The organism is Pontibacillus yanchengensis Y32, assembly GCF_000770635.1.
Lineage (GTDB): Bacteria > Bacillota > Bacilli > Bacillales > BH030062 > Pontibacillus > Pontibacillus yanchengensis.
Genome location: NZ_AVBF01000020.1, coordinates 29,365 through 50,496, shown reverse-complemented (window position 1 = coordinate 50,496; position 21,132 = coordinate 29,365). Strand labels below are relative to the sequence as shown.

Sequence of the window (21,132 nt, the reverse complement as noted above, 5' to 3'; positions counted from 1 at the left end):
AGGGCTATTTGTTAACCGAAAAAATATTGTACTTACATATACAGCATTCAGGGAATGTCCTCCATTAGATTAGATAAATTTACATCCCTATATATGACTCCATACTTTATTTTATAATAAAGACCAACTTCTCTTATGCAATATATAGAAGTTGGTCATTTTTGTTTTAAATGAGTTATTTATTTGTAATGGCATTAGCGATTTCTTCATAAGTCATATCTTTCTTTAATTCGTAGTTTCCCACTTGTATATAACGACTGTAATCGTTCATTTCTAAATATTGATTGAAAGCCTTTGTATCTTCTACCAAGCCCATTTCATTAAGCTCTTGGCTAATACTTTTTGAATACATACCATCTTTGATAATAAGTGTGGTGGATTCATCTTCTTGACTGTCCTTTGTACTATTTTCAGTATTTTCTTCTTCTTGTTTTGAGGTCGTTTGATTTGTTTTCTCTTTATCTTTGGGGTTTTGTTGACTTTCTTGGAGAGACTGGTATTCAGAGTTAGAAAGTATATGGTAACCTTTCTTATCTAAATAGTTAGTTGCTTCTTCTTCGGATATAGGTTTTGTTTGACCTGAATCATTTGCTTCGCCACTTTGAAAATAGACAATTGTAAACAAAGAAGTAGCAGTGAATATACCTAATGCATATGCTCGAATAGCGTGTTTCATATTAAGACCCCTTTGAAGAATATTGTTGTAATGTTGTTAAGATGTCATGCTCCTTTAAAGAGGTTTCTTGTGCTATGTCTCTAGTGGTATAGCCTTTCTCATACATATGTAACACTTTTTGTACTAATGGTGGCTGATATGCTTGAGAAGTGGATGTAGGGTTGGTTTGATGTTTGCTTGATTTTTGAGTAGCTTGAGCTCCACTATACATAGTAGTAGATACATCGTCCACCAATAATTCTTCTTCCAAAATACGCATTTTCTTCTTTAATTGATAACTCTCCTGCATTGTAGTCATCGATAACTGTTCGACTTGTTCTTCAAGATCTTTGAAACGATCTTTCATTGCAAAAGATAGAAGATAAAGGGCAAATGCTACCCCGAATAATGTAAGTATTATATATAACATATTCATCACCTCATTTCAGTCCTTTACTAGTTATATCATAAGTTAGCTATGTAGAAAACAAAGGAACGAAAACATTCATGTTAATTTTAAAATTGATAAAGAACGGCAAATTTGCTTGAAACACAGCTAATAATTTGATACTATTATTAAGTCTAATAAAGAATGTGAATACATGACACAGTAACACTTGTTTGGAGGGATAACCAATGCGTGTAAATATTACACTTGCTTGCACTGAAAGCGGAGATCGTAATTATATTAGTACTAAAAACAAGCGTAAAAACCCAGAGCGCTTAGAGCTAATGAAATATAGCCCACGTTTGAAGAAGCACACTCTTCACCGTGAAACGAAGTAACAGTAGGATTTCCGATCCTACTGTTTTTTTATGCTATTATTTGGGTTCCAGGCCCATCTCCCGCAATGAAGGGAGGAACGGAAACATGGTAAAGGTGATTGATATTACAAATTCGTATTGAAGTTAACACCTATCTTAACGGACAAATAATCTCTTATTTCCTGAAAAAACGTTATTTATAGAAGTTAAACGGACACAGGACACCTTATTTGGCTAAATTACCATTCATAAAGGGTGTTTTGCTCCAAATTAGGTATCCTATGTCCTTTGAGTACCGAAAATTGTCTTGATTGGTGATAATAACGCATCCTATGTCCGCTTTCGCATTGTTCGATAAGCTTCCCACTTAAGATTTTCGTCAAATTCAAGACAAATAAAGCAACAAGTACTCCATAGGTCCGATAGCAATCCTACTCTCGGCTCCACCCTATATTCAGTAGCTTTTTTTGTAATATCTCAAATCCAAGTCATCAAAATTATGTCTATAATGTAGAAGAAACTTAATAAAAAAGTAAGTATGTTTGTATGTATTTGCAAGTTACACTATTATCATATGGAGGTGTATTATTGTGAAGAAAGAATTGCGGAAAATGGGATTAGATATTCTAAAAAGTCTTGTAGGTGAAGAAAGAAGCAATATATCAACAGAAATTGAAAAATCATTATACCAAACCGACCTATGGAGACAATCGAATGTGATTGGTGTTACTATTTCTCAAGTCCATGAGATTAACACATATCCATTAATAAAGAAAGCTTGGGAGGAAGGGAAACAAGTTGCAATACCTAAATGTTTTCCTAAACAGAACCAACTCGTTTTCTATCAATTAACATCATTTGATGAATTAGAAACGGTGTTCTATGGACTTAAAGAACCTATAGTTGAAAAAACAAAAAAACTACATAAAAACGATATAGACTTAATGATTGTACCAGGTTTGTTATTTGACTATAACGGTTATCGGATTGGATATGGAGGTGGATATTACGATCGTTATCTGGTCGACTTTCCCAATTATACGGTTGCGCTGGCTACGAATCGTCAACTAATTGAAGAAGTTCCTTATGATGTGTATGACATTCCGGTTCAGCACCTTATAACAGAGAGTGGTATGCGTTATTAATATTAAAATGTTAACAATTTTGCAACAATGATAACGTTTACACCTCTTTTGGCAACAAACGAACTAATGTACACTTGAAATAGATAGAGAAAGTACTCTCCTAACTGAAAGGATGTTTTTCATGGAAAGAGTTAATCGAGTAGCACTAATCGGTACAGGATTTGTAGGATCTAGCTATGCATTTGCTTTATTAAATCAGGGCATCGCTGATGAACTTGTTATGATTGATTTAAACAAAGATAAATCAGAAGGGGATGCAATGGATTTAAATCATGGTTTAGCATTTGCTCCTTCAACAAAGAAAATTTGGTATGGTGATTATTCAGATTGTAAGATGGCAGATATTGTTGTTATTACAGCTGGTGCAAATCAAAAGCCAGGAGAAACTAGATTGGATTTAGTTGAAAAGAATACACACATTTTTAAGAGCATTGTTGGACAAGTAATGGATTCAGGATTTGATGGAATCTTTATCGTTGCTACAAATCCTGTGGATATATTAACTCATATGACATGGAAGTTCTCTGGTTTGCCTTCTCATCGAGTTATCGGATCAGGGACTATATTAGATACATCTCGCTTACGGTACAGTATAGGGGAATATTTTGAAGTGGATGCACGAAATGTTCATGCCTATATCATGGGGGAGCACGGTGATTCTGAATTACCTGTATGGAGTCATGCCAATGTAGGCGGACGATCCATTTATGATCGAATAAAAGATAATCCTGAAAAATATGACAAATCTGATTTAGAGGACCTTTTTATTGGCGTTCGAGATGCAGCTTATCACATTATTCAGCGTAAAGGAGCAACTTATTATGGAATTGCGATGGGACTAGTTCGCTTAACCAAAGCTATCCTTCATAATGAAAACTCTATTTTAACTGTATCTGCCTATTTACAAGGACAATACGATGAAAATGATATTTATATTGGAGTACCTGCAGTTGTTAATCGTTCCGGAGTACGTGAAGTTCTTGAGTTAAACTTAGATGAGGATGAAAAAGCAAAATTTCATCATTCCGCGAATGTACTAAAAGAATCTCTTCATCCAGTAATTCAAAAAGTCAGTTCCGAATAACATGTTTCACTTCCTCACATACTAGAATTATCTAGGTTAACAGGAGGAAGAATAGTATGAGATTTTTGTGGTGGATCATTGCTTTAGTCGCTGGTATATATTTATTTAACCGTTATAAGTATCGTTTGTTGAATGTTCTCTTAGCCGTAGATTTTATTAGAAAGATGGCCGTATCATGGAGTATGCAACTTCCATACATTCGTGAGAAAATTTTACCGAAAATTTTAGGAAGAACCTCATTCTAATGATGGTCATTGATTTTCTTGAAACTCCTGACACTAATACTGTGTTAGGAGTTTTTTTACTACATCCATACTACATATTATTATAAGCTGTGCCTTTCTGATAAACACTATGTTCATGGTAAAATACTTATAAAGGGGGGGAATGCCATGTATATTGAAGAGTCCTATTACTTTTGGCGATTAGCAGCAGATTTAGTCGTTAATCATGATTTTGAAATTATCCAAATGATAGAAGACAAACACGAGGTATGGCTTGAGCAACGAATACAAGGAAAAACTAATGTAGTAAGGCTTTCCCACAAGACGTTTGACTGGTCCAATCAATTAAAACAAGACCAAGCTGTATTGGATGAAAACATAAAACGCGTTTTAAAAGTTGTGGGTGGTCGTCAGGTCCATATACATAATGTATATATTGCTAAGTTTAAACCTGTTGATGACTGGAATGAATGGAAAGATACCCGAAGCCTACCAGGTAGGAAAAAGGGAACAGTTCAAACCTTTTATATAGATGAGCAATCCAGAGAGACAGAAATCAATCAATTATATCGATCCTTGCAATTAAACGAGAAGAATTTTCCTGCTCCATCAGAATTTGAGATGGAACAAATGGTGGAATATTTAAAGCAATCGATTCGGAATAACCACACAAAAAAGCAACAACAACGTGAACAGATATTTTTTTATGGAAAACCTTTTCTAACTTATATTCTCATTGCCATTAACTTGTTCTTATTCGGTTGGCTGGAATATCAAGGTGGTAGTACAAATACATATACACTCATCCAATACGGAGCTAAATATAACCCTGCGATAGTAGATGGGGAATGGTGGCGTATTGTCTCCTCTATGTTTTTACACATTGGCTTCTTTCACATCATGCTGAACATGTTAGCGTTATATGTCTTGGGTACAGCAGTGGAAAGGATGTTTGGGAGCAAGCGATTCATTGTAATCTATTTTGTAGGTGGAATCATAGGTGGTTTAGCTAGTTTTGCTTTCACCCCGAATGTAGCTGCAGGAGCATCAGGGGCCATCTATGGATTGTTTGGAGCTCTTTTGTTTTTTGGTACCGTATATAAAACACTTTTCTTTAGAACCATTGGTACAAACGTAATTTTCATTCTGATACTCAATATTGTTTTTAGCGTTCTTATGCCTCAGGTAGATAATGGTGCGCATCTTGGTGGACTTGTCGGAGGCTTTTTAGCTTCAAGTCTTGTTCACTTCCCTAATAAAAAAGAAGTAGGGAAACAGGTTGCAAGCTTTCTTGTTATTACTGCACTTGTTATAGGGTTAGGTTGGTATGGTTACAATCATGAATCGAACCACTATGACGCAAGACTACAAGCTGGTGTCGCAACAAACTATAATAAGAAAGAAGAATATCAAAAAGCAATAGACATTACGACAAAAGCATTACAGCATACATCATCAGACCAGGAAAGCCTCTATTTTGTAAGAGGGAACGGTTATGTGAATGTTAAAAAGTATAATCAGGCCAAAGAAGATTATTTAAAAGCAATTGAATTAAACCCAGACTTTGCTGAGGCTCATCAGAACCTAAGTGTTCTCTATTATAATTTTGAACAAAATGAGGAAGAAGCCATAAAACATGCGAAACGTGTATTAGAATTGAATCCTGATAATAAAGAAATGAAGCAATTCATTCAGTCCGTAGAAGAGAATGGGTAACGTTGGATGAGCTTCTCCTTTTCTCCTTTACTGTTCTCGAATAATACTACTAAGTGTGTCCCTTTTTTATCTGCTAGTACTAAAGGGACATACGACTTTATGGTTTCATCCTTGTCATTGTCTTTAGTGGTGAACGTAAGCACATAATTTTTATATAATCCTTCCCAAAGCTGACCTATCACTTGAAGAGTTTGGTCAGCTGTTAAGGATGGAAATGGTTTTGTCTCATAATCTGGTAATGACGTTAAGGGAATTACTTCGTATTGAGTTTTATTGATTTGAAAATGACCAATCAATTGATTCCATTCATAGTGCAATTGTTGATTTGTGGCATGGTCTAATGTCTTCTTCCAGTCCTTTTGGGTATCATTCTCAGGTATTTCAAATGATTCAAGAGGTGTTAACGGTGAATCTATGACATATAATTCAGCTTTGGACATATCTTGGATGCTTTTAATTTTATCATCTGGATAATGTAACTCCCCGTGATGAAAGGTGATTGCTTGATAATGACTACTGTCTTCTCCATGTACTTCCGTATCTTGAAATAGATTTTGTCCACTTTCTTTCCATTTACTTAAAATCCCCTTCAGTTGACCGTCCGAGTACAAAAGGGATACATCCTGCCGCAAGTATATTGGTTCATCTATTAATGATTCTGTCTTCCATTGAATGTCATACTCATCGTGATCACTTTCTGAAAGAAGGGTAAGGGAAGTGGTTGTTTCTTCAAATCGCTTCTCTTCATCTAATGGAAAATATTTAACAGTTGTTTGGTCTTGAGGTTTTTCCCATTGCGAAAGAATAATAAATCCGCCAATAAAACATAAACATATATATAACATTGCTTTTTTCATATGTGCACCTCTTCTTTCTTTGGACATCCTCTGTGCTTCATATGTATGATAGAAATTGAAGAGTTATGAAAAGGGGAGAGAATATGATAAATCATTCCAAACAAATTACCGAAGTGTTAAAACAATTAGTATCCATACCTAGTCCTTCTGGTTATACGGAAGACTGTATTCGCTTTTGTGAGAATTACTTCCAGTCAAAAGGGGTACAGACATCCATTACGAATAAAGGAGCCCTTATTGCTACACTAGAAGGGGAAGATAATACTAAGCATCGCCTACTTACGGCTCACGTTGATACGCTAGGGGCAATGGTTAAAGAAGTGAAATCCGATGGTTCTCTGAAGCTATCAATGATTGGGGGCTTTCGCTGGAATAGTGTTGAAGGAGAATACTGTCAAATACACACTGCCTCAGGTGCAACGTATTCTGGTACTATTCTGATGCACCAAACCTCCGTCCATGTATATAAAAACGGTGGCGATGCTAAGCGGGACCAGGAAAATATAGAGGTACGAATCGACGCAGAAGTAACGAACGCCAGTGAAGTGAAAGACTTGGGTATCCAAGTTGGAGACTTTGTTTCATTTGACCCTCGCTTTCAAGTAACAGATAACGGATTTATTAAGTCTCGCCATTTAGATGATAAAGCTAGTGTAGCCATTCTGCTTGAGTTGGTAGCGGAGCTGAAAGAACAAAACGTAACTATTCCTTACACTACTCACTTCTATATCTCTAATAATGAAGAAATTGGATATGGTGGAAATGCGAGTATCCCTGAAGAGACAGTAGAGTATTTGGCTGTGGATATGGGGGCTATAGGGGATGGTCAAGCAACTACAGAATACGTGGCATCAATTTGTGCAAAGGATGCTACAGGACCTTACCACTATGGTTTACGCCAACACTTAGTTCAAATAGCTGAAAAAGAAGAAATTGACTATGAAATTGATATTTATCCTTACTATGGTTCTGATGCATCTGCTGCTATCAAAGCTGGCGCCGATGTGAAGCATGCTTTAATAGGACCAGGTATCGATGCGTCACATGCATTAGAGCGTACCCACCAAAAATCGCTACATCATACTTATCAATTACTAATGGCCTATGTTCAATCAGATTTAATATAGAGACAGTTTCCTCATGTATGCTTTGGAAGGTTTGAGCAAACACTTATAATAGACCTTTTGTAAAGTTAGGTGAGGAATTTGAGAGAAGAAACATCAAAGCAGCCAATGTTTGATAACTATGATGATAATGTCTCCTACATGAAGGAACGCATGGGTGTAGGAAAAAGCTTCGATGTTATTCAGTTAGACTTGGAATATGCAGGTCGTAGAATGGCATTGTTTATGATTGATGGTTTTGTAAAAGATGACATACTGCATTATCTAATGAAATTGTTATCTAAATTGGAACCAGAACAGTTAGAGCCTGACCCATTTGAACGTTTACTGCGAACTCATTTACCCTATGTAGAACTTGGGCATAAAGATGACCTAAATGAAGCGGCAGATTGGGTTTTAGCAGGTCCCACTGCTCTATTTGTAGAGGGAATTAACGATAAGATTATCATGATTGATGCCCGTACATATCCGGTACGTGGCCCGCAAGAACCTGATGTAGAACGTGTGGTAAGGGGATCTCGTGATGGCTATGTGGAAACAATAATATTTAACACTGCCTTAACCCGTAGAAGGGTTCGCGATCGATCACTTCGTATGGAGTATATGCAAATCGGACGCCGGTCTAAAACAGATGTGTGTATTTGTTACCTTGAAGATATTGTAGATATGGACAAGGTGGAGCATCTAAAGAATAATTTACAAAAAATTGATACAGATGCCTTACCTATGGCAGAGAAAACGGTAGAAGAATTTTTAAGTGGTCGTCATTGGAATCCATATCCAACGATTCGTTACACAGAAAGACCAGATACAGCGGCAGCACATCTATATGAAGGACATATTTTAATCATGATTGATGGCTCTCCGAGTGTTATGATTACACCGGCTACTTTTTGGCATCATTTACAACATGCTGAAGAATATCGACAGAAGCCTTCTGTAGGAGCTTATCTACGTTTTGTTAGGTTTTTTGCAGTATTTGCTTCCTTATTTATATTACCCGTATATTATTTATTTTCCATGGATCCGTCGTTACTGCCTAAACAGCTTAGTTTTATAGGACCAACTGAAATAGGAGTTCTTCCTCTAATCGCTCAATTTCTCATAGCGGAAGTAGGAATAGATACCTTAAGGATGGCCGCCATACACACTCCTTCAGCATTAGCAACAGCTCTTGGATTAGTGGCTGCCATTCTAATTGGCCAAGTAGCTATTCAAGTAGGTTTATTTACGAATGAAGTTGTTCTTTATTTAGCTGCAGCAGTTATTGGAACGTATTGTACTCCAAGCTATGAATTAAGCTTATCCAATAGACTAACTCGGTTATTTTTGCTAATTGTGACAGGTTTGTTTGGCGTTAAAGGCCTTGTCATTGGGACAACATTATGGATCTTATACTTAGCCAGAATGCATACCTTCCGTACTGCTTACCTATGGCCTTTTTTACCATTTAATTATCGGGCATTCCGTGATGTAGTGTTACGTACCCCAATGCCACTAAAAAATAGAAGACCTACTTTTTTACACACTCAAGATCCTGATAAATAATCAGGGTCTTTTTGGTGTTTAAATGTTTCCATAATGATAAGCACTATCTTTTTCTTTCTTTCAATATAAACGATTGCTATAATAAAATTAGGTGATCGTATGCAAACAATTTATGATGTACAACAATTATTAAAAAGATTCGGAACGTTTATTTATATTGGTGATCGTTTAGCTGATTTAGAATTAATGGAACAAGAAATTAAAGAATTACATCAAGCTCAATGCATTACCAATGATGAATTTCAAATGAGTGTATTATTGCTTCGCCATGAAGCTGCTAACCTTCGTGATCAACAGAAGAGGTGAATCGTGTGAGTACAAAACATTTAATTGGTATTGATATAGGTGGCACTACCGTTAAAATCGCATTTATTACATATGATGGTGTGATTATAGAAAAATGGGAGATACCTACAAACAAGAGTGATGAAGCACAATATATCGTTCCTGATATAGCTACTTCTATTCGAGATAAACAAAAGGAGAAGGGTTATCAGCATGACGATTTTGCTGCTATAGGGGTAGGTGCTCCAGGATTTATTGACGTAGATAGTGGCATGATACATGAAGCGGTTAATGTTGGATGGAAAAATTACCATTTGAGCGAAGAGCTTAAACAAGCCACAGGATATAAAGTGTGGGTAGAAAATGATGCCAACTTGGCAGCGCTAGGAGAAAACTGGAAAGGGTCTGGCGATCGTGCCAACCATATGATAGCTGTAACACTAGGAACAGGTGTTGGCGGTGGTATCATTGCGAATGGCCAGCTATTACACGGAGCAAATGGTACTGTTGCAGAAATTGGTCACATGGCAGTTGAGACAGAACAACCATTACCATGTAATTGTGGCAAGTCTGGTTGTCTAGAGACTGTTACATCAGCAACAGCTATATCAAGGTTTGCCAAAATGGCTATTGAAGAAGGGAAAACCACTTCCTTAGCTCAAACGTTAAAAGAAAAAGATGATATTACAGCAAAAGATGTGTTTGAAGCATCCACACAAGGTGATCAAGTAGCAGAAGATATTTTAGCTTACGTCATAGAGCATTTAGGGAGAGCTATTGCAAATCTAGCAATAGCACTAAACCCATCTAAGATTGTTATAGGCGGTGGCGTATCGAAAGCTGGCGACCAGTTACTAATTCCACTGCGAGCGGTTTTTGATCAGTATGCTTTAACTCGTACAAGCCATGCAGCTGAAATCGTTATGGCATCCCTAGGAAACGATGCAGGTGTAATGGGTGCCGCATATTTTGCGAAAGAAGAATTATAAGACAAAAATCCCTTTCTGCTAATGGAAAGGGATTTTAACTAATAAGAATACTCATTTTGCCTGATATATTTCCACATACATCATCCTTCAATATGTGGTTTCATGCACTGTGAGCATTTTGTAAACTTGCTTCAACCTCGACCTTCATGATTTATGATGTGTCGAGGTTTTATATTGAAATGTAATTATCCACCTAATGAATCCATCTACTAGTGTCTCCATCCAATTCCTAAACATTGCACAACTTCTATCCTACCTTTAAAGACAGCAGTCACTATTTCGCTAAAAATTCGCACTGAGCTTTTATAGATATTTTGTAACAAGTCATTTGTAAAAAATTTGTTAAGAGTTTGTGAAACTTTTTCTGGGGGATGACCGTCATATAGTAAGTAAGTCGTTTAGAATACTATGCTAAGTGATATATAGGTTTATAGAATTTATAAAGAACTTTAACAAAAACAAAATATTCGGTCTCAAACATGTGGGAGGAAAGAAATCATGTTGTTCAATTATAGTAAAACACCATTCTATGCTATAGCTGCCTTTCTATTTGCGGTGAAAACATATATGGTCTATCGGTTTATATTTGATTTATCTATTGAGAATCCACTGCAAGAAATCATTTTAATCATAAACCCAATAGCTACCGCATTTCTCTTTTTTACTGCTGTAGTATGGTTTAAACCAGAAAAGCAAATCAAATATACGAGAAGAATTGCACTTATAGGTTCCTTAATATTGTACTTTAATGTCATTTATTTCCGTTCGTTTAGTGATTTTCTTACGATTCCGGTTCTATTTCAATCCAGTAATGCTGGAGATCTAGGATCAAGTATTTTACAACTCACCTATACATTGGATTTATTGTTGTTTTTAGACGTTGCAATTATTTATTTCCTTAGTAAAAAAATATCCCTCGATGCTCAACCTTCACTAAAGAACATGAAATTAAGAGCAACTGTAATTGCTGTCGCTCTATTAGTAGGTAATGTTGTGTTAGCTGAATTGGAGCGCCCTATGCTATTTGTTAGAGCTTTTGATCGGGAATATTTAGTCAAAAACATTGGTGTGTTTAACTTTCACCTTTACGATGTAGCACTACACTCTAAATCAAAAGCTCAGCGTGTTCTTGCAGATGGCAGTGAAGTAAAGCAGGTAGAGGAATATACAAATAAAAATATTAAAAGTGGTCAACCATCTAAACTACAGGGTATTGCGAAGGATAAAAACATTATTTATATATCAGCAGAATCCTTACAAAGCTTTGTCATCAACAATAAATTAAATGGGGAAGAAGTAACCCCTTTCTTGAATGATTTAATCGATGAGAGTTATTATTTTGAAAACTTCTATCATCAAACAGAACAAGGTAAAACTTCTGACTCTGAGTTTGTAATCGAAAACTCGATGTATCCATTATCTAGGGGTGCTGTATTCTTTACACACTCTCAGAATGAGCTCAATGCTGTTCCAGAAATCGTTGGTGATTATGGATACACATCTGCAGTATTCCATGCAAATAATAAAAGCTTTTGGAACCGAAGTGTTATGTACGACACACTTGGTTATGATAAGTTTTATTCTGAAACCTCTTATAATGTAAATAGTGAAAATTCTATTGGCTGGGGGTTAAGTGATAAAGCCTTCTTTGATCAGTCTATCAAGTATTTAAAATCGATGGAGGAGCCTTATTACGCCAAGTTTATTACACTAACGAACCATTTTCCATTCGAATTACCAGAAGAGCAACAAACTATTGATAAATTTGATTCTAACTCGAAGACTTTAAACAATTACTTTACGACAGCTCGTTACACAGACGAGGCAATCAAACAGTTCTTCCAACAACTAAAAGAAGCTGGTGAATATAAGGACTCGATTTTAGTTATATATGGAGATCATTATGGAATTAGTGAATACCATAATAAAGCCATGAGTCAGTACCTTGGGAAGGAAGAAATTACTCCGTATGATCATATCCAGCTACAACGTGTTCCCTTTATTGTGCATATCCCAGGTCATGAAGGGGGGCGGACCATTTCAAAAGTAAGTGGTCAAATGGACATGAAGCCTACCATTCTAGGTATGATGGGAATTGAAACGGAAAATGGAGTAGATTTTGGTACCGATTTATTTACCAGTGATGTAGATCCACTCGTTGTGTTACGAGATGGAAGCTTTATTTCCGAAAATTATCTATACACCAGAGACACTTGTTACAATCGTAAATCAGGTGAAGAAATAAGCATGGAAAAATGTAAGCCACTTGTGTCCAAGGCACAACAAGAATTAAATTATTCAGATAGTATTATATATGGAGATTTATTACGCTTCTATGATGCTGAATACACTCAGGTTGAGGAAGATGTGAATTATAAATAATTGTTATTCTAGCTTGCTACTTATCGTAGCAAGCTTTTTTGTTCTTCTAACCAAATGGAAGTTATATAATGGTGTCAACATGATAGAAAGTAAAAAGGAGACCAAAGCGATGAGCGAGATACGATTACACAGTAAATATGATTCTATTTCTTGTAGGAATAATGTGTTGGAACTACAACAGAAGTACCCATTTATTGTATTAAATGTAATCGGTACCTCCTTATTAGGTAGGCCAATTTTTGAAATAAGTGTAGGCGAAGGGGAAAAGAAAATTCATTGGAATGGAGCCTTTCATGCTAATGAATGGATTACGTCACCATTACTTATAAAGTCACTCGAAAGATACTGTAATGCAATCGTGCAGGATCTCAAAATTGAAGGAGTGTATGCTCAAAATATCTACGATCAAATTAAATTGTCTATCGTTCCAATGGTTAATCCAGACGGAGTAGATTTGTTCCACTACGGATCTGCAATTGCAGGGTTATATAAGCCTCTTGTTGAAAGAATAAATGCACAGCATAATCATGAAACCTTTACTTCATGGAAGGCTAATATCAGGGGAGTAGATTTAAATAATCAATTTCCGGCCAATTGGGATATAGAACAAAAGAGAAAGCCCATTCTCCCCTCTTTTCGAGACTTTCCTGGGTATTGCCCTTTATCTGAACCAGAGGCTTTAGCGATGCATCAATTATCTATTCACCGTTCATTTGACCGTGTATTAGCTTTTCATAGTCAAGGTGAAGTCATTTATTATGGATATAATCAAGCAGAACCATCTATCTCCAAGGATGTGGTGAGTAACTTTCAAAAAAAGAGTGGGTATCTTCCTATACGTACAATTGATAGTCATGCTGGCTATAAAGACTGGTATATTCAACACTTTAGAAAAGAAGGGTACACAATTGAGGTTGGCAAGGGAATCAATCCCTTACCATGGTCCACTTTTAACGAGCAAGACAGGCGAGTAAGTAAAATATGTATGAGTAGTCTTATTTTATGAGTGGCATGAAAAAGTAATACCCTCTATACGTTTGCACCTAAGAATACTGCATCTTTATTTAGAAAGGAGGAACCCTACAAGTAAATTGCATATAACTTCAACAAAGAAAGCAAAAGCATTATGCAAAATAATCTAAACCATACGTCTATTAAATGTTCTCCAACAGAAAGTATTGTCTGATTGGGTATCAATTAAAGAATCTTATCCATATCGAGAAACAATATTTCAGCAATTTACTAATAAGGAAAGGTGATTTGTATTGAGCCAATCGATGTATTCATTTCATAATGTCCACAAAGGAATCCTACAAAACATAAATGTAACAATAGAAAAAGGGGAGAAAGTAATCATTTTTGGTCCTTCTGGTTCTGGCAAAAGTACCTTATTGCATTTATTTAATCGGTTGCAGGATCCGGATGAAGGGAAGATTCACTTCAAGGACAACCCCATACAGTCCTATCATATACCTGATCTTAGGAATCAAGCAGGTTTGGTTATGCAAGCACCGCATCTATTTCCAGGGACAGTCCTTGATAATATAAAATACGGGCCATCTCTAAGAGGGGATTGGCGTGAGCAAGATGGAGAAGAGCTTTTGGCATATGTACAACTACCCACTGAATATCTAAGTAGGGATGTGAACCATTTATCAGGAGGGGAGCAACAACGTGTGTCATTGGCCAGGACGCTAGCTAATAAACCTGAAGTATTATTACTAGATGAGCCTACGAGTGCATTAGACCAACATACTATAGAAGAAATAGAAGATGTATTAGAGGAGTTAATCCATGAACATCAATTAACAATGATCATGGTCACCCATAATCTTAAACAGGCTAAAAGGTTAGGTGATAAAGGTATATTCCTATCAGAAGGTGAAATTTTAGAATCAGGACTTATTCTCGATTTGCTTGAGACCCCTACTACAACCTCATTACAGTCATTTCTTGCTTAAATTATTGAAGGAGTTGTACTAATGTCACCAGAAATCTCAAATCAGTCTTTACTTTTTTTAATTGTATTTGTCCTCGTACCGTTATGGTTATCCTACTATTATCAGTTAGGATTAAAAAGAGATATTATCTGGTCTTCCATAAGAGGTGCCCTTCAATTATTCTTAATAGGGTATGCCTTAAATTTCTTATTTGATTTACCTGCTATTCAAGGTATCCCTCTCATGTTATCTGTTATGATTACTGTTGCCAGTTTCCATGCCAAGAAAAAAGGCGAAGGAATTCCAAGAATGTTATCTACGATAGTCATAGGGTTAATTCTTATTGAAGGTAGTGTGTTATCACTGTGGCTTTTAGCAGATATGATAGAATTTACACCATCTCAAGTTATTCCGATGAGCGGGATGGTAATTGGGAATAGCATGGTTGCTATGGGATTAGCAATAGAAAGGATGAGAAGTGAATTTAAAGAGAATGAGGGAAGGATTCTGGCTGCTTTATCTTTAGGTGCTAAACCAAGTCAATCTTCAAAGATTATACTACAACAAACATTACAATCTTCATTGATACCGAATGTAGATCAGTTGAAAACAATTGGACTCGTTCAATTGCCAGGCATGATGACTGGTTTAATTCTCGGAGGTGTAAATCCTGTAACTGCAATAAAATATCAATTAGTCATCTCTCTAAGTATTTTTTCAGCTGTTTCCATAAGTGCTATATACATAACACTTATGACGTACAAGTATTTTTATAATGACCGTATGCAACTAAAAAGAATGGAAAGTGAATAGGGAGAGGGTTTTTGGAGCAATAAAAAATCCTCTCGATAATCATGAGAGGATTGTACGTTATTTGTGGATTAGTTTAGTGACCGCCGCCACCACTACTTGTGAACTGAGATATGATCGTCATAATTGAGAAGAATCCAAATACTAACGTTGAAATACCCGCAAAAGCTACTGCGAATAGATTTTTGGTCTTCAATTCGCGGAAAACAGCCACTGCGCAAAGAATTGTAACGAATAACATCATGATTGCTAATGTCATATTCCTTAACCTCCTTTTTACACATCTACTATTGCAGACGGTAAACATCTTCATATACTATAATTAATATGTATCTTTTCTATTCTTCTCATACATTTTAAACGACTTTTCTTTGTTTGTCGAGATATTATTAATAGTTTTATACATTATTTTAGGGGGTATTTTAATGAAGCTAGAACAGTTGCCATTAGGGCCTTTAGGAACAAATTGTTATATCATCAAAGAAGATAAGAAAGCGCTTATTGTAGACCCAGGTGGAGATGCGGACAAGTTAATTCGAATGATTGAGAGAAGAGAGTTACAGCCTGTTGCTATTTTACTGACACACGCTCACTTTGATCATATAGGAGCTCTTGATGAAGTAAGAGATCACTTTGAAATTGAAGTGTATATGCATGAAGAAGAACAAGACTGGTTAATGGACCCAGAAAAAAATGGATCGGCTTTATTCGGAATGGTTACCTCTAGCATCACAGCACGAAAGGCTGAACATTTTATAGGGGCAGGTACAACACATGTTGAAGGATTTTCATTTGAGACCCGCTATACACCTGGTCATTCCCCTGGTAGCATTTCATTTATATTCCATGATGCAGGCTTCGCAGTAGTTGGAGATACATTATTTGCTGGTGGTATTGGAAGAACGGATCTACCAGGTGGCAATATGGAAACATTACTATCCAGTATAAACACCCAGTTACTTGATCTGCCAAATAACATGGAAATCTGTCCGGGTCATGGCGACATGACAACTGTAGAAGTAGAAAGAGAAGAGAATCCATTCCTAAATTAGTTCGAAAGCATAACATATAAAAGAAAAAGCAGGCATACCTATAAATGAAGTAGGACATGCCTGCTTTTTCTATATTCATCAAAACTCCTTCCTGCATTAGTTTCACTCTGCCCTCACTTAGTAATAAAAGTCATCTCGAAATTCAGTTCTTTCCAATCCAATAGTTAGGAGGAGCATATGAAAAGATACTTACAAACATTAATTCAAGGACAAGAGGAGAATTTTATGCCTTTTGATACCTTTATTTCCTATGCTCTTTATGATCCTGTGTATGGATATTATCAAAGACAAGGAACAAAAATCGGTAAAAAAGGTGATTTCTACACATCGAGTCATGTGGGGGACATATTCGGGAAACTGATTGCCTCCTATTTTAATAAAGTTGCTGTTTGTGAAGATTTACCATTGCATATTTGCGAAATAGGTGGAGGGGATGGACGATTTGCACATACCGTATGTGACACATTATCTTTCTCAGGCAAGGAGTTTAAATATGATTTAATTGATAAAAGTTTAACACACCAAAGGACAGCCTGTTCATTAGTGAAGGAATTTAAGGAATGTTCCATATATGAGTCACTGCAATCATGGGGGGAAGAAAACCGTGATTTCTCAGGAATCATTTTTTCAAATGAATGGCTAGATGCCCAACCTGTAAAAGTAGTAAAAAAAGAGGATGGATTAGTATATGAGGTAGGAATCTCCGTTCAGGAGAATACTTTAATCGAATGTAAAAAGCCTGCAGATAAGGAAGTATTACAGTTCTTGAAAACCTATCAATATAAATTAATGGAAGGTCAAAAGCTGGAAGTCCCTTTGTATATGGTCGAGCAAGCCTCATACCTTTCCACTTATATAAAAAGAGGTCTGATAGTGACGATAGATTATGGTTATACCCATGAAGAAAGTATGCAACCCACAAGGATGCAAGGTAGCCTTAGAGGATATCGAAATCATCACATTATTGATGATATTTTAGAGGCACCTGGAGAATATGATATTACACATCATGTACATTGGAATACTTGGGAGCAAATCTGTGAAGAAAGGGGTATACAAAAAGTATGGAGAACTAAACAAAATAACTGGTTACTCCATTTGGGAATTCTTGACCACTTGCAAAATAATATTGGGCAAGACCCATTTTCTTTAGATCAAAAGCAAAATCGAGCGATAAGGTCCTTTGTGTTAGGTGACCAAATGACAAATAGTTTTGATGTATGTATTCAAAGAATATGAACAGAAAATGCATTTGAAAATGGTGAACAAAAAGCTCAATGCGTCTGCTTAGCGACGTATATGCTAAGGCCTACACGCTGTATGTTTGTTCGATGTTGCTGCACGATCAGCGAATGTAATCGAACGTTAGATAATAAAAAATCCCTGCGTTTATTAGGTACAAACGCAGGGGTTTTTTTAGTGCCCAAATGATGGGGTTAATAAGAATGCAGTATAATACGTAAATCCGATAAAGAAGACTGTTAAATAAGCGCCAAATATGTACATATACATACGCTCTGATAGTTTGAGATAACTTAGTGTTATGAAAAATACTGTTTGAACTAAGAATAACATCGTCGCGTCTGGCATTTCACCGACAAAAAACATAACAGTGAAAATTCCTGTCCAAAAGGCAAGTACGCGGAACATACGATCCATACCGAATCCCCCTCCTTTATCCCAAAGGTGACTTATCATGGTAATTATAAACGACTAAAGCAAGATTGTAAATGTATTCATGTAAACCGCATCCATAATCCTTAAGATTATAGTGAAGTATCTTAGTTATTTGCTTCTTATAAAAGTATACCCGAGCTTACGATTATCATTCTATTTTAAAATATTTCATACCTCTTATAGTGACTTGATAAACCTTTTTAATCAAAATAAAATTTAAAAAATTTCAAGCAAATGTGTGTACAAATGTTGTACAACGGTTATACAATGTATATAACAAAGGTCCTTATAGATATTAACAAAAGGGAGAGATTATACATGAGTGAGCTGAAATTTTATACGTATCCAAGTTGTACATCTTGTAGAAGAACAAAAGCATGGTTGAAAAATCAAGAGGTTACATTCAAAGAACGCCATATTTTTCGTGAAACTCCAACATATGAGGAGCTATTAGAAATATTGCAGTTAACAACAAATGGTATTGACGAAATATTGGCAACACGTGGAAAAACATATAAATCATTGGATGTCGATGTAGATAACTTAAGTATTTCTGAATTTATTAAGTTGGTTATGGATGAACCTAAATTGTTAAGAAGACCAATTGTAACCGATGGAGAAAAACTCGTAGTAGGATACAACGAAGAAGGGTTGAAGGGTATTACAAAAGTAAAACAGGACTTTCTTCTATCAAATATTTCATAAATCCGCTAATCAAACTTGCAAACATACATGAAAAGCGCATGCAATTCGATGTTGACTTATCGTAAGAAGGAGCAATAAGTTTGCTAGTTGCTGAGCGTTGAAGCTAGACACGTTAAGCGCCAGAAATTTATAATTACTGTGGTACTAAAATAAATGAAAACACCCTGGCTATGGGCCAGGGTGTTTTCTGTAAGTGTGAAACTGGGCTAGAAGGATTCGAACCTTCGCATGACGGAATCAAAATCCGCTGCCTTACCGCTTGGCTATAGCCCAACGGAATTACAATATTATCTTGCCAGGTTTCTCTTCATCTTATACACTTATATTTATTTTTACATAAATGATTATTCAGATGGCATTGATATATATTGTACGAGTCCTTTTTCACTATTATTTATTGTGTTTATCCGATATTCCACTCGAACTTTCTGATCAGCTTGTAAGCTTCCTATTGCTGTTACTTTACCGTAAAAGAAGTCATATACATAATGATGGTCCATTTGAAATGTATGTTCTCTACATTCCTCTAGTACGCTTGCATGGGCCATTTGAAATAAAGTATCGAGTTGGATTTGTTCTTTTTCATTAATGGTTAAGGCTTGACTGTGTTGGAGTTCAAGTAATAAAGCGGAAAGGACAATGAAGGTTAGGGTGATAAGTGTAAGGAGGATTGGTAGTGCGAATCCACTATCGTTTTGGAATAAGGCTAAACGTTTTCTCATACGATTCTCCTTTTAAAGTGATTACAGAAATCATTACCGTATGCTCATTTGAAGAGGTGCTGTTAAACGCTGAAATGTCATGTATTAATGTTTCATGCCCTTGACCGTTTACTTGTCTACGTACAATTGATCCATATTGTTCAATTGTTATTCTTTTTCCGTCTGATTGGAGTAACTCAATCCCTTTTGAGGTCTTAGTGAAGGAAATTGTTTTGTGGATCTCATCTTGTATAAATTGAAACAACTGGTTAGCTTCCATATCATCAAGAGTAGCATAAGGGTGAAAGGAGGCTATTTGTTTTACCACAAACGGTAAACTACTGATAATAAGTAAAGAAAGTATTAATGCAAATAAGGCTTCAATAAACGTAAAACCATTTTTATTTATAGGCTTTTGCATAGAAACATTCCTTTGATTGTTTTTCCCGTTTGCTTGTCCATTCCACACAACCTCTAATTACGTTCGTTTCCTCTTCAAATGTAAAATGCATGGGAGTTTGTTTGTAATTCATTGAATAAGAAGTAGGAAAATCGAGTGTAGCATCCCATATTACTTTTTGTAACTCACTATGAAGCAGATGCATTACCATACGTTTTTCTTCAAATCGTATTTGTTCTTGGTGAATGGTTAAAAGGGAAGGGAGGATAAATAGCAGTAAAAAAATATATATGGTGAAAGCATATAATTCAGTTATTGCCAAATATCCTTTATTGTTCTGTAACATAGAATCTTCCTTTACCTAATGGGAAAACCATTATATAAGATTTATTTGGGGTGCGTATATAAAATGTTCCGGGCGATCTATTTCTCCCATTGACATCAAAATGAATTCTTTTAGAGATGGAGGTTTCAATTGACCACCCCTTAGGATATTGTACCTCCCGTATTAGTCGATGATTATAGATTTCGTAATGATCTTTTTTTAGAAATAAACTAAAATTTTCTCCTTTTGTCATGGTTTCTTGTTGCACATAAAGGACATCAGTCTTCAATTGGTTTAGAAACAACTCCTCTTTATACCCTCTGTATAAGGAAGTTGATAATGGAATCGCTATGGATAAAAGAATCGTCCAAACCGATAAAACCATCAGCATTTCTACCAGCGTAAAACCATTGCGTGGAGGGGCTAGATTATTCTTCACTTGCTAATTTAACCAGCCCATTTGGTTCTAGTGTAAGCGTATCTCCATTAGGGCATGTTTCGCTTTCTAAATACCCTTCATCCATTAGGATTGTAATGCTGGATGGGAAATCACCATTTTCGATTTCATATGTGTGTGCTTGTGTTTCGACTAGCTTAATAAATGCTTCACACCCTTTCTTTTGTACAACAGAATTATTGGTAGATATATGCGGTATGGTAATGAGCAATAAAGTGGAAATGATCATTAAAACAATCAGCATCTCTATAAGTGTAAAACCTTTTTCATTGTTCATAATTGAACTTCCTT

The 21,132-nt window shown here is 35.9% G+C and carries 26 protein-coding genes and 1 tRNA gene; 16 read left to right on the top strand and 11 right to left on the bottom strand.

Annotation, left to right across the window (positions count from 1 at the left end):
• Positions 1-175: 175 nt before the first annotated feature.
• Together N782_RS20685 and N782_RS21800 are read right to left on the bottom strand one after the other, a co-directional pair.
• A complete protein-coding gene (locus tag N782_RS20685) occupies positions 176-676 on the bottom strand; it encodes an endolytic transglycosylase MltG (protein ID WP_052111267.1) in 501 nt (166 codons plus the stop codon).
• Position 677: 1 nt separating this feature from the next.
• Entirely contained in the window at positions 678-1,085 is a 408-nt protein-coding gene (locus tag N782_RS21800; RefSeq protein ID WP_036818764.1) for a hypothetical protein, read from the bottom strand.
• A gap of 206 nt (positions 1,086-1,291) precedes the next feature.
• Here N782_RS21800 and rpmG point away from each other — a divergent pair, with 206 nt between their 5' ends.
• The 5 genes from rpmG (at position 1,292) to N782_RS09125 (ending at position 5,589) form a co-directional block, all read left to right on the top strand.
• Positions 1,292-1,441 (top strand): 50S ribosomal protein L33, encoded by a 150-nt coding sequence (gene rpmG / locus N782_RS09145; RefSeq protein WP_036818761.1) that lies wholly within the window; start codon positions 1,292-1,294, stop codon positions 1,439-1,441.
• A gap of 569 nt (positions 1,442-2,010) precedes the next feature.
• Positions 2,011-2,565 carry a 5-formyltetrahydrofolate cyclo-ligase gene (locus N782_RS09140; protein ID WP_036818758.1) on the top strand — a complete coding sequence of 185 codons (555 nt, stop codon included), beginning with the start codon at positions 2,011-2,013 and terminating at the stop codon, positions 2,563-2,565.
• A gap of 121 nt (positions 2,566-2,686) precedes the next feature.
• On the top strand, positions 2,687-3,649 hold the full coding sequence (locus N782_RS09135; RefSeq protein WP_036818755.1) for an L-lactate dehydrogenase: 963 nt from the start codon (positions 2,687-2,689) through the stop codon (positions 3,647-3,649).
• A gap of 56 nt (positions 3,650-3,705) precedes the next feature.
• The gene (locus tag N782_RS09130; RefSeq protein WP_036818753.1) at positions 3,706-3,894 is read left to right on the top strand and encodes a hypothetical protein; all 189 of its coding nucleotides are present in this window, start codon (positions 3,706-3,708) and stop codon (positions 3,892-3,894) included.
• 147 nt (positions 3,895-4,041) lie between these two features.
• The gene (locus N782_RS09125; protein ID WP_036818752.1) at positions 4,042-5,589 is read left to right on the top strand and encodes a rhomboid family protein; all 1,548 of its coding nucleotides are present in this window, start codon (positions 4,042-4,044) and stop codon (positions 5,587-5,589) included.
• Here the strand turns inward: N782_RS09125 and N782_RS09120 are convergent.
• On the bottom strand, positions 5,565-6,446 hold the full coding sequence (locus N782_RS09120) for a hypothetical protein (protein WP_036818750.1): 882 nt from the start codon (positions 6,444-6,446) through the stop codon (positions 5,565-5,567). The genes N782_RS09125 and N782_RS09120 overlap by 25 nt on opposite strands.
• 83 nt (positions 6,447-6,529) lie before the next feature.
• On the opposite strand from N782_RS09120, the gene N782_RS09115 reads away from it, so the two are divergent.
• The 8 genes from N782_RS09115 to N782_RS09080 all read left to right on the top strand — a co-directional run bounded on the left by N782_RS09115 (position 6,530) and on the right by N782_RS09080 (position 15,527).
• Positions 6,530-7,573, top strand: coding sequence for a M42 family metallopeptidase (locus N782_RS09115; protein ID WP_036818748.1), 1,044 nt, complete (start codon positions 6,530-6,532; stop codon positions 7,571-7,573).
• A gap of 105 nt (positions 7,574-7,678) precedes the next feature.
• Complete coding sequence (locus N782_RS09110; RefSeq protein ID WP_036818795.1) at positions 7,679-9,118, top strand: spore germination protein; 1,440 nt, start codon at positions 7,679-7,681, stop codon at positions 9,116-9,118.
• A 99-nt stretch (positions 9,119-9,217) separates the two neighbouring features.
• Positions 9,218-9,424 (top strand): YqgQ family protein, encoded by a 207-nt coding sequence (locus tag N782_RS09105; RefSeq protein ID WP_036818745.1) that lies wholly within the window; start codon positions 9,218-9,220, stop codon positions 9,422-9,424.
• A gap of 5 nt (positions 9,425-9,429) precedes the next feature.
• Positions 9,430-10,392, top strand: a complete 963-nt coding sequence (locus N782_RS09100; RefSeq protein ID WP_036818743.1) for an ROK family glucokinase — start codon at positions 9,430-9,432, stop codon at positions 10,390-10,392.
• A 498-nt stretch (positions 10,393-10,890) separates the two neighbouring features.
• Positions 10,891-12,774, top strand: a complete 1,884-nt coding sequence (locus N782_RS09095; protein WP_036818740.1) for an LTA synthase family protein — start codon at positions 10,891-10,893, stop codon at positions 12,772-12,774.
• Between the two features lie 109 nt (positions 12,775-12,883).
• The gene (locus N782_RS09090) at positions 12,884-13,780 is read left to right on the top strand and encodes a M14 family metallopeptidase (protein WP_052111266.1); all 897 of its coding nucleotides are present in this window, start codon (positions 12,884-12,886) and stop codon (positions 13,778-13,780) included.
• 259 nt (positions 13,781-14,039) lie between these two features.
• Positions 14,040-14,735: an ABC transporter ATP-binding protein gene (locus tag N782_RS09085; protein WP_237582632.1), complete on the top strand. Its 696-nt coding sequence runs from the start codon at positions 14,040-14,042 to the stop codon at positions 14,733-14,735.
• Between the two features lie 21 nt (positions 14,736-14,756).
• Positions 14,757-15,527 (top strand): ABC transporter permease, encoded by a 771-nt coding sequence (locus tag N782_RS09080; RefSeq protein WP_052111265.1) that lies wholly within the window; start codon positions 14,757-14,759, stop codon positions 15,525-15,527.
• A gap of 73 nt (positions 15,528-15,600) precedes the next feature.
• Here the strand turns inward: N782_RS09080 and N782_RS09075 are convergent, their stop codons facing one another.
• Complete coding sequence (locus N782_RS09075; protein ID WP_036818737.1) at positions 15,601-15,783, bottom strand: DUF2759 domain-containing protein; 183 nt, start codon at positions 15,781-15,783, stop codon at positions 15,601-15,603.
• Positions 15,784-15,949: 166 nt separating this feature from the next.
• Between N782_RS09075 and N782_RS09070 the strand changes: the two genes are divergently transcribed.
• Complete coding sequence (locus tag N782_RS09070) at positions 15,950-16,576, top strand: MBL fold metallo-hydrolase (RefSeq protein ID WP_036818735.1); 627 nt, start codon at positions 15,950-15,952, stop codon at positions 16,574-16,576.
• 177 nt (positions 16,577-16,753) lie between these two features.
• Positions 16,754-17,815: an SAM-dependent methyltransferase gene (locus N782_RS09065; RefSeq protein ID WP_052111264.1), complete on the top strand. Its 1,062-nt coding sequence runs from the start codon at positions 16,754-16,756 to the stop codon at positions 17,813-17,815.
• Positions 17,816-17,992: 177 nt separating this feature from the next.
• On the opposite strand, the gene N782_RS09060 is transcribed toward N782_RS09065, so the two are convergent.
• On the bottom strand, positions 17,993-18,235 hold the full coding sequence (locus tag N782_RS09060; protein WP_036818731.1) for a DUF2626 domain-containing protein: 243 nt from the start codon (positions 18,233-18,235) through the stop codon (positions 17,993-17,995).
• A 336-nt stretch (positions 18,236-18,571) separates the two neighbouring features.
• Between N782_RS09060 and N782_RS09055 the strand changes: the two genes are divergently transcribed.
• Positions 18,572-18,958, top strand: coding sequence for a Spx/MgsR family RNA polymerase-binding regulatory protein (locus N782_RS09055; protein ID WP_036818730.1), 387 nt, complete (start codon positions 18,572-18,574; stop codon positions 18,956-18,958).
• 201 nt (positions 18,959-19,159) lie between these two features.
• On the opposite strand, the gene N782_RS09050 is transcribed toward N782_RS09055, so the two are convergent.
• From N782_RS09050 to comGC, 6 genes are all read right to left on the bottom strand, one after another.
• A tRNA-Gln gene (locus N782_RS09050) sits at positions 19,160-19,231 on the bottom strand.
• Positions 19,232-19,302: 71 nt separating this feature from the next.
• Positions 19,303-19,680 (bottom strand): hypothetical protein, encoded by a 378-nt coding sequence (locus N782_RS09045; protein WP_036818729.1) that lies wholly within the window; start codon positions 19,678-19,680, stop codon positions 19,303-19,305.
• Complete coding sequence (gene comGF, locus N782_RS09040; RefSeq protein WP_036818727.1) at positions 19,646-20,080, bottom strand: competence type IV pilus minor pilin ComGF; 435 nt, start codon at positions 20,078-20,080, stop codon at positions 19,646-19,648. Before comGF ends, N782_RS09045 begins: the two co-directional genes overlap by 35 nt.
• Entirely contained in the window at positions 20,061-20,405 is a 345-nt protein-coding gene (locus tag N782_RS09035) for a hypothetical protein (RefSeq protein WP_036818725.1), read from the bottom strand. The genes comGF and N782_RS09035 overlap by 20 nt, the downstream gene beginning before the upstream one ends.
• On the bottom strand, positions 20,389-20,823 hold the full coding sequence (comGD, locus tag N782_RS09030; protein ID WP_084103034.1) for a competence type IV pilus minor pilin ComGD: 435 nt from the start codon (positions 20,821-20,823) through the stop codon (positions 20,389-20,391). The genes N782_RS09035 and comGD overlap by 17 nt, the downstream gene beginning before the upstream one ends.
• Positions 20,813-21,118: a competence type IV pilus major pilin ComGC gene (gene comGC / locus N782_RS09025; RefSeq protein WP_036818719.1), complete on the bottom strand. Its 306-nt coding sequence runs from the start codon at positions 21,116-21,118 to the stop codon at positions 20,813-20,815. Before comGC ends, comGD begins: the two co-directional genes overlap by 11 nt.
• Between the last annotated feature and the right edge of the window lie 14 nt (positions 21,119-21,132).

What these genes read in the sequence shown, in the direction of transcription:
- N782_RS09115 (WP_036818748.1), top strand. Translation starts at nt 6,530, where the DNA reads ATGATAAATCATTCCAAACAAATTACCGAAGTGTTAAAACAATTAGTA.
- N782_RS09070 (WP_036818735.1), top strand. Translation starts at nt 15,950, where the DNA reads ATGAAGCTAGAACAGTTGCCATTAGGGCCTTTAGGAACAAATTGTTAT.
- N782_RS09065 (WP_052111264.1), top strand. Translation starts at nt 16,754, where the DNA reads ATGAAAAGATACTTACAAACATTAATTCAAGGACAAGAGGAGAATTTT.
- comGF (WP_036818727.1), bottom strand. Translation starts at nt 20,080, where the DNA reads ATGCAAAAGCCTATAAATAAAAATGGTTTTACGTTTATTGAAGCCTTA.
- N782_RS09120 (WP_036818750.1), bottom strand. Translation starts at nt 6,446, where the DNA reads ATGAAAAAAGCAATGTTATATATATGTTTATGTTTTATTGGCGGATTT.
- N782_RS21800 (WP_036818764.1), bottom strand. Translation starts at nt 1,085, where the DNA reads ATGTTATATATAATACTTACATTATTCGGGGTAGCATTTGCCCTTTAT.
- N782_RS09035 (WP_036818725.1), bottom strand. Translation starts at nt 20,405, where the DNA reads ATGTTACAGAACAATAAAGGATATTTGGCAATAACTGAATTATATGCT.
- N782_RS09060 (WP_036818731.1), bottom strand. Translation starts at nt 18,235, where the DNA reads ATGGATCGTATGTTCCGCGTACTTGCCTTTTGGACAGGAATTTTCACT.
- N782_RS09135 (WP_036818755.1), top strand. Translation starts at nt 2,687, where the DNA reads ATGGAAAGAGTTAATCGAGTAGCACTAATCGGTACAGGATTTGTAGGA.
- comGC (WP_036818719.1), bottom strand. Translation starts at nt 21,118, where the DNA reads ATGAACAATGAAAAAGGTTTTACACTTATAGAGATGCTGATTGTTTTA.
- N782_RS09075 (WP_036818737.1), bottom strand. Translation starts at nt 15,783, where the DNA reads ATGACATTAGCAATCATGATGTTATTCGTTACAATTCTTTGCGCAGTG.
- N782_RS20685 (WP_052111267.1), bottom strand. Translation starts at nt 676, where the DNA reads ATGAAACACGCTATTCGAGCATATGCATTAGGTATATTCACTGCTACT.
- N782_RS09130 (WP_036818753.1), top strand. Translation starts at nt 3,706, where the DNA reads ATGAGATTTTTGTGGTGGATCATTGCTTTAGTCGCTGGTATATATTTA.
- rpmG (WP_036818761.1), top strand. Translation starts at nt 1,292, where the DNA reads ATGCGTGTAAATATTACACTTGCTTGCACTGAAAGCGGAGATCGTAAT.
- N782_RS09045 (WP_036818729.1), bottom strand. Translation starts at nt 19,680, where the DNA reads ATGAGAAAACGTTTAGCCTTATTCCAAAACGATAGTGGATTCGCACTA.
- N782_RS09125 (WP_036818752.1), top strand. Translation starts at nt 4,042, where the DNA reads ATGTATATTGAAGAGTCCTATTACTTTTGGCGATTAGCAGCAGATTTA.
- N782_RS09105 (WP_036818745.1), top strand. Translation starts at nt 9,218, where the DNA reads ATGCAAACAATTTATGATGTACAACAATTATTAAAAAGATTCGGAACG.
- N782_RS09090 (WP_052111266.1), top strand. Translation starts at nt 12,884, where the DNA reads ATGAGCGAGATACGATTACACAGTAAATATGATTCTATTTCTTGTAGG.
- N782_RS09080 (WP_052111265.1), top strand. Translation starts at nt 14,757, where the DNA reads ATGTCACCAGAAATCTCAAATCAGTCTTTACTTTTTTTAATTGTATTT.
- N782_RS09095 (WP_036818740.1), top strand. Translation starts at nt 10,891, where the DNA reads ATGTTGTTCAATTATAGTAAAACACCATTCTATGCTATAGCTGCCTTT.
- N782_RS09055 (WP_036818730.1), top strand. Translation starts at nt 18,572, where the DNA reads ATGAGTGAGCTGAAATTTTATACGTATCCAAGTTGTACATCTTGTAGA.
- N782_RS09110 (WP_036818795.1), top strand. Translation starts at nt 7,679, where the DNA reads ATGTTTGATAACTATGATGATAATGTCTCCTACATGAAGGAACGCATG.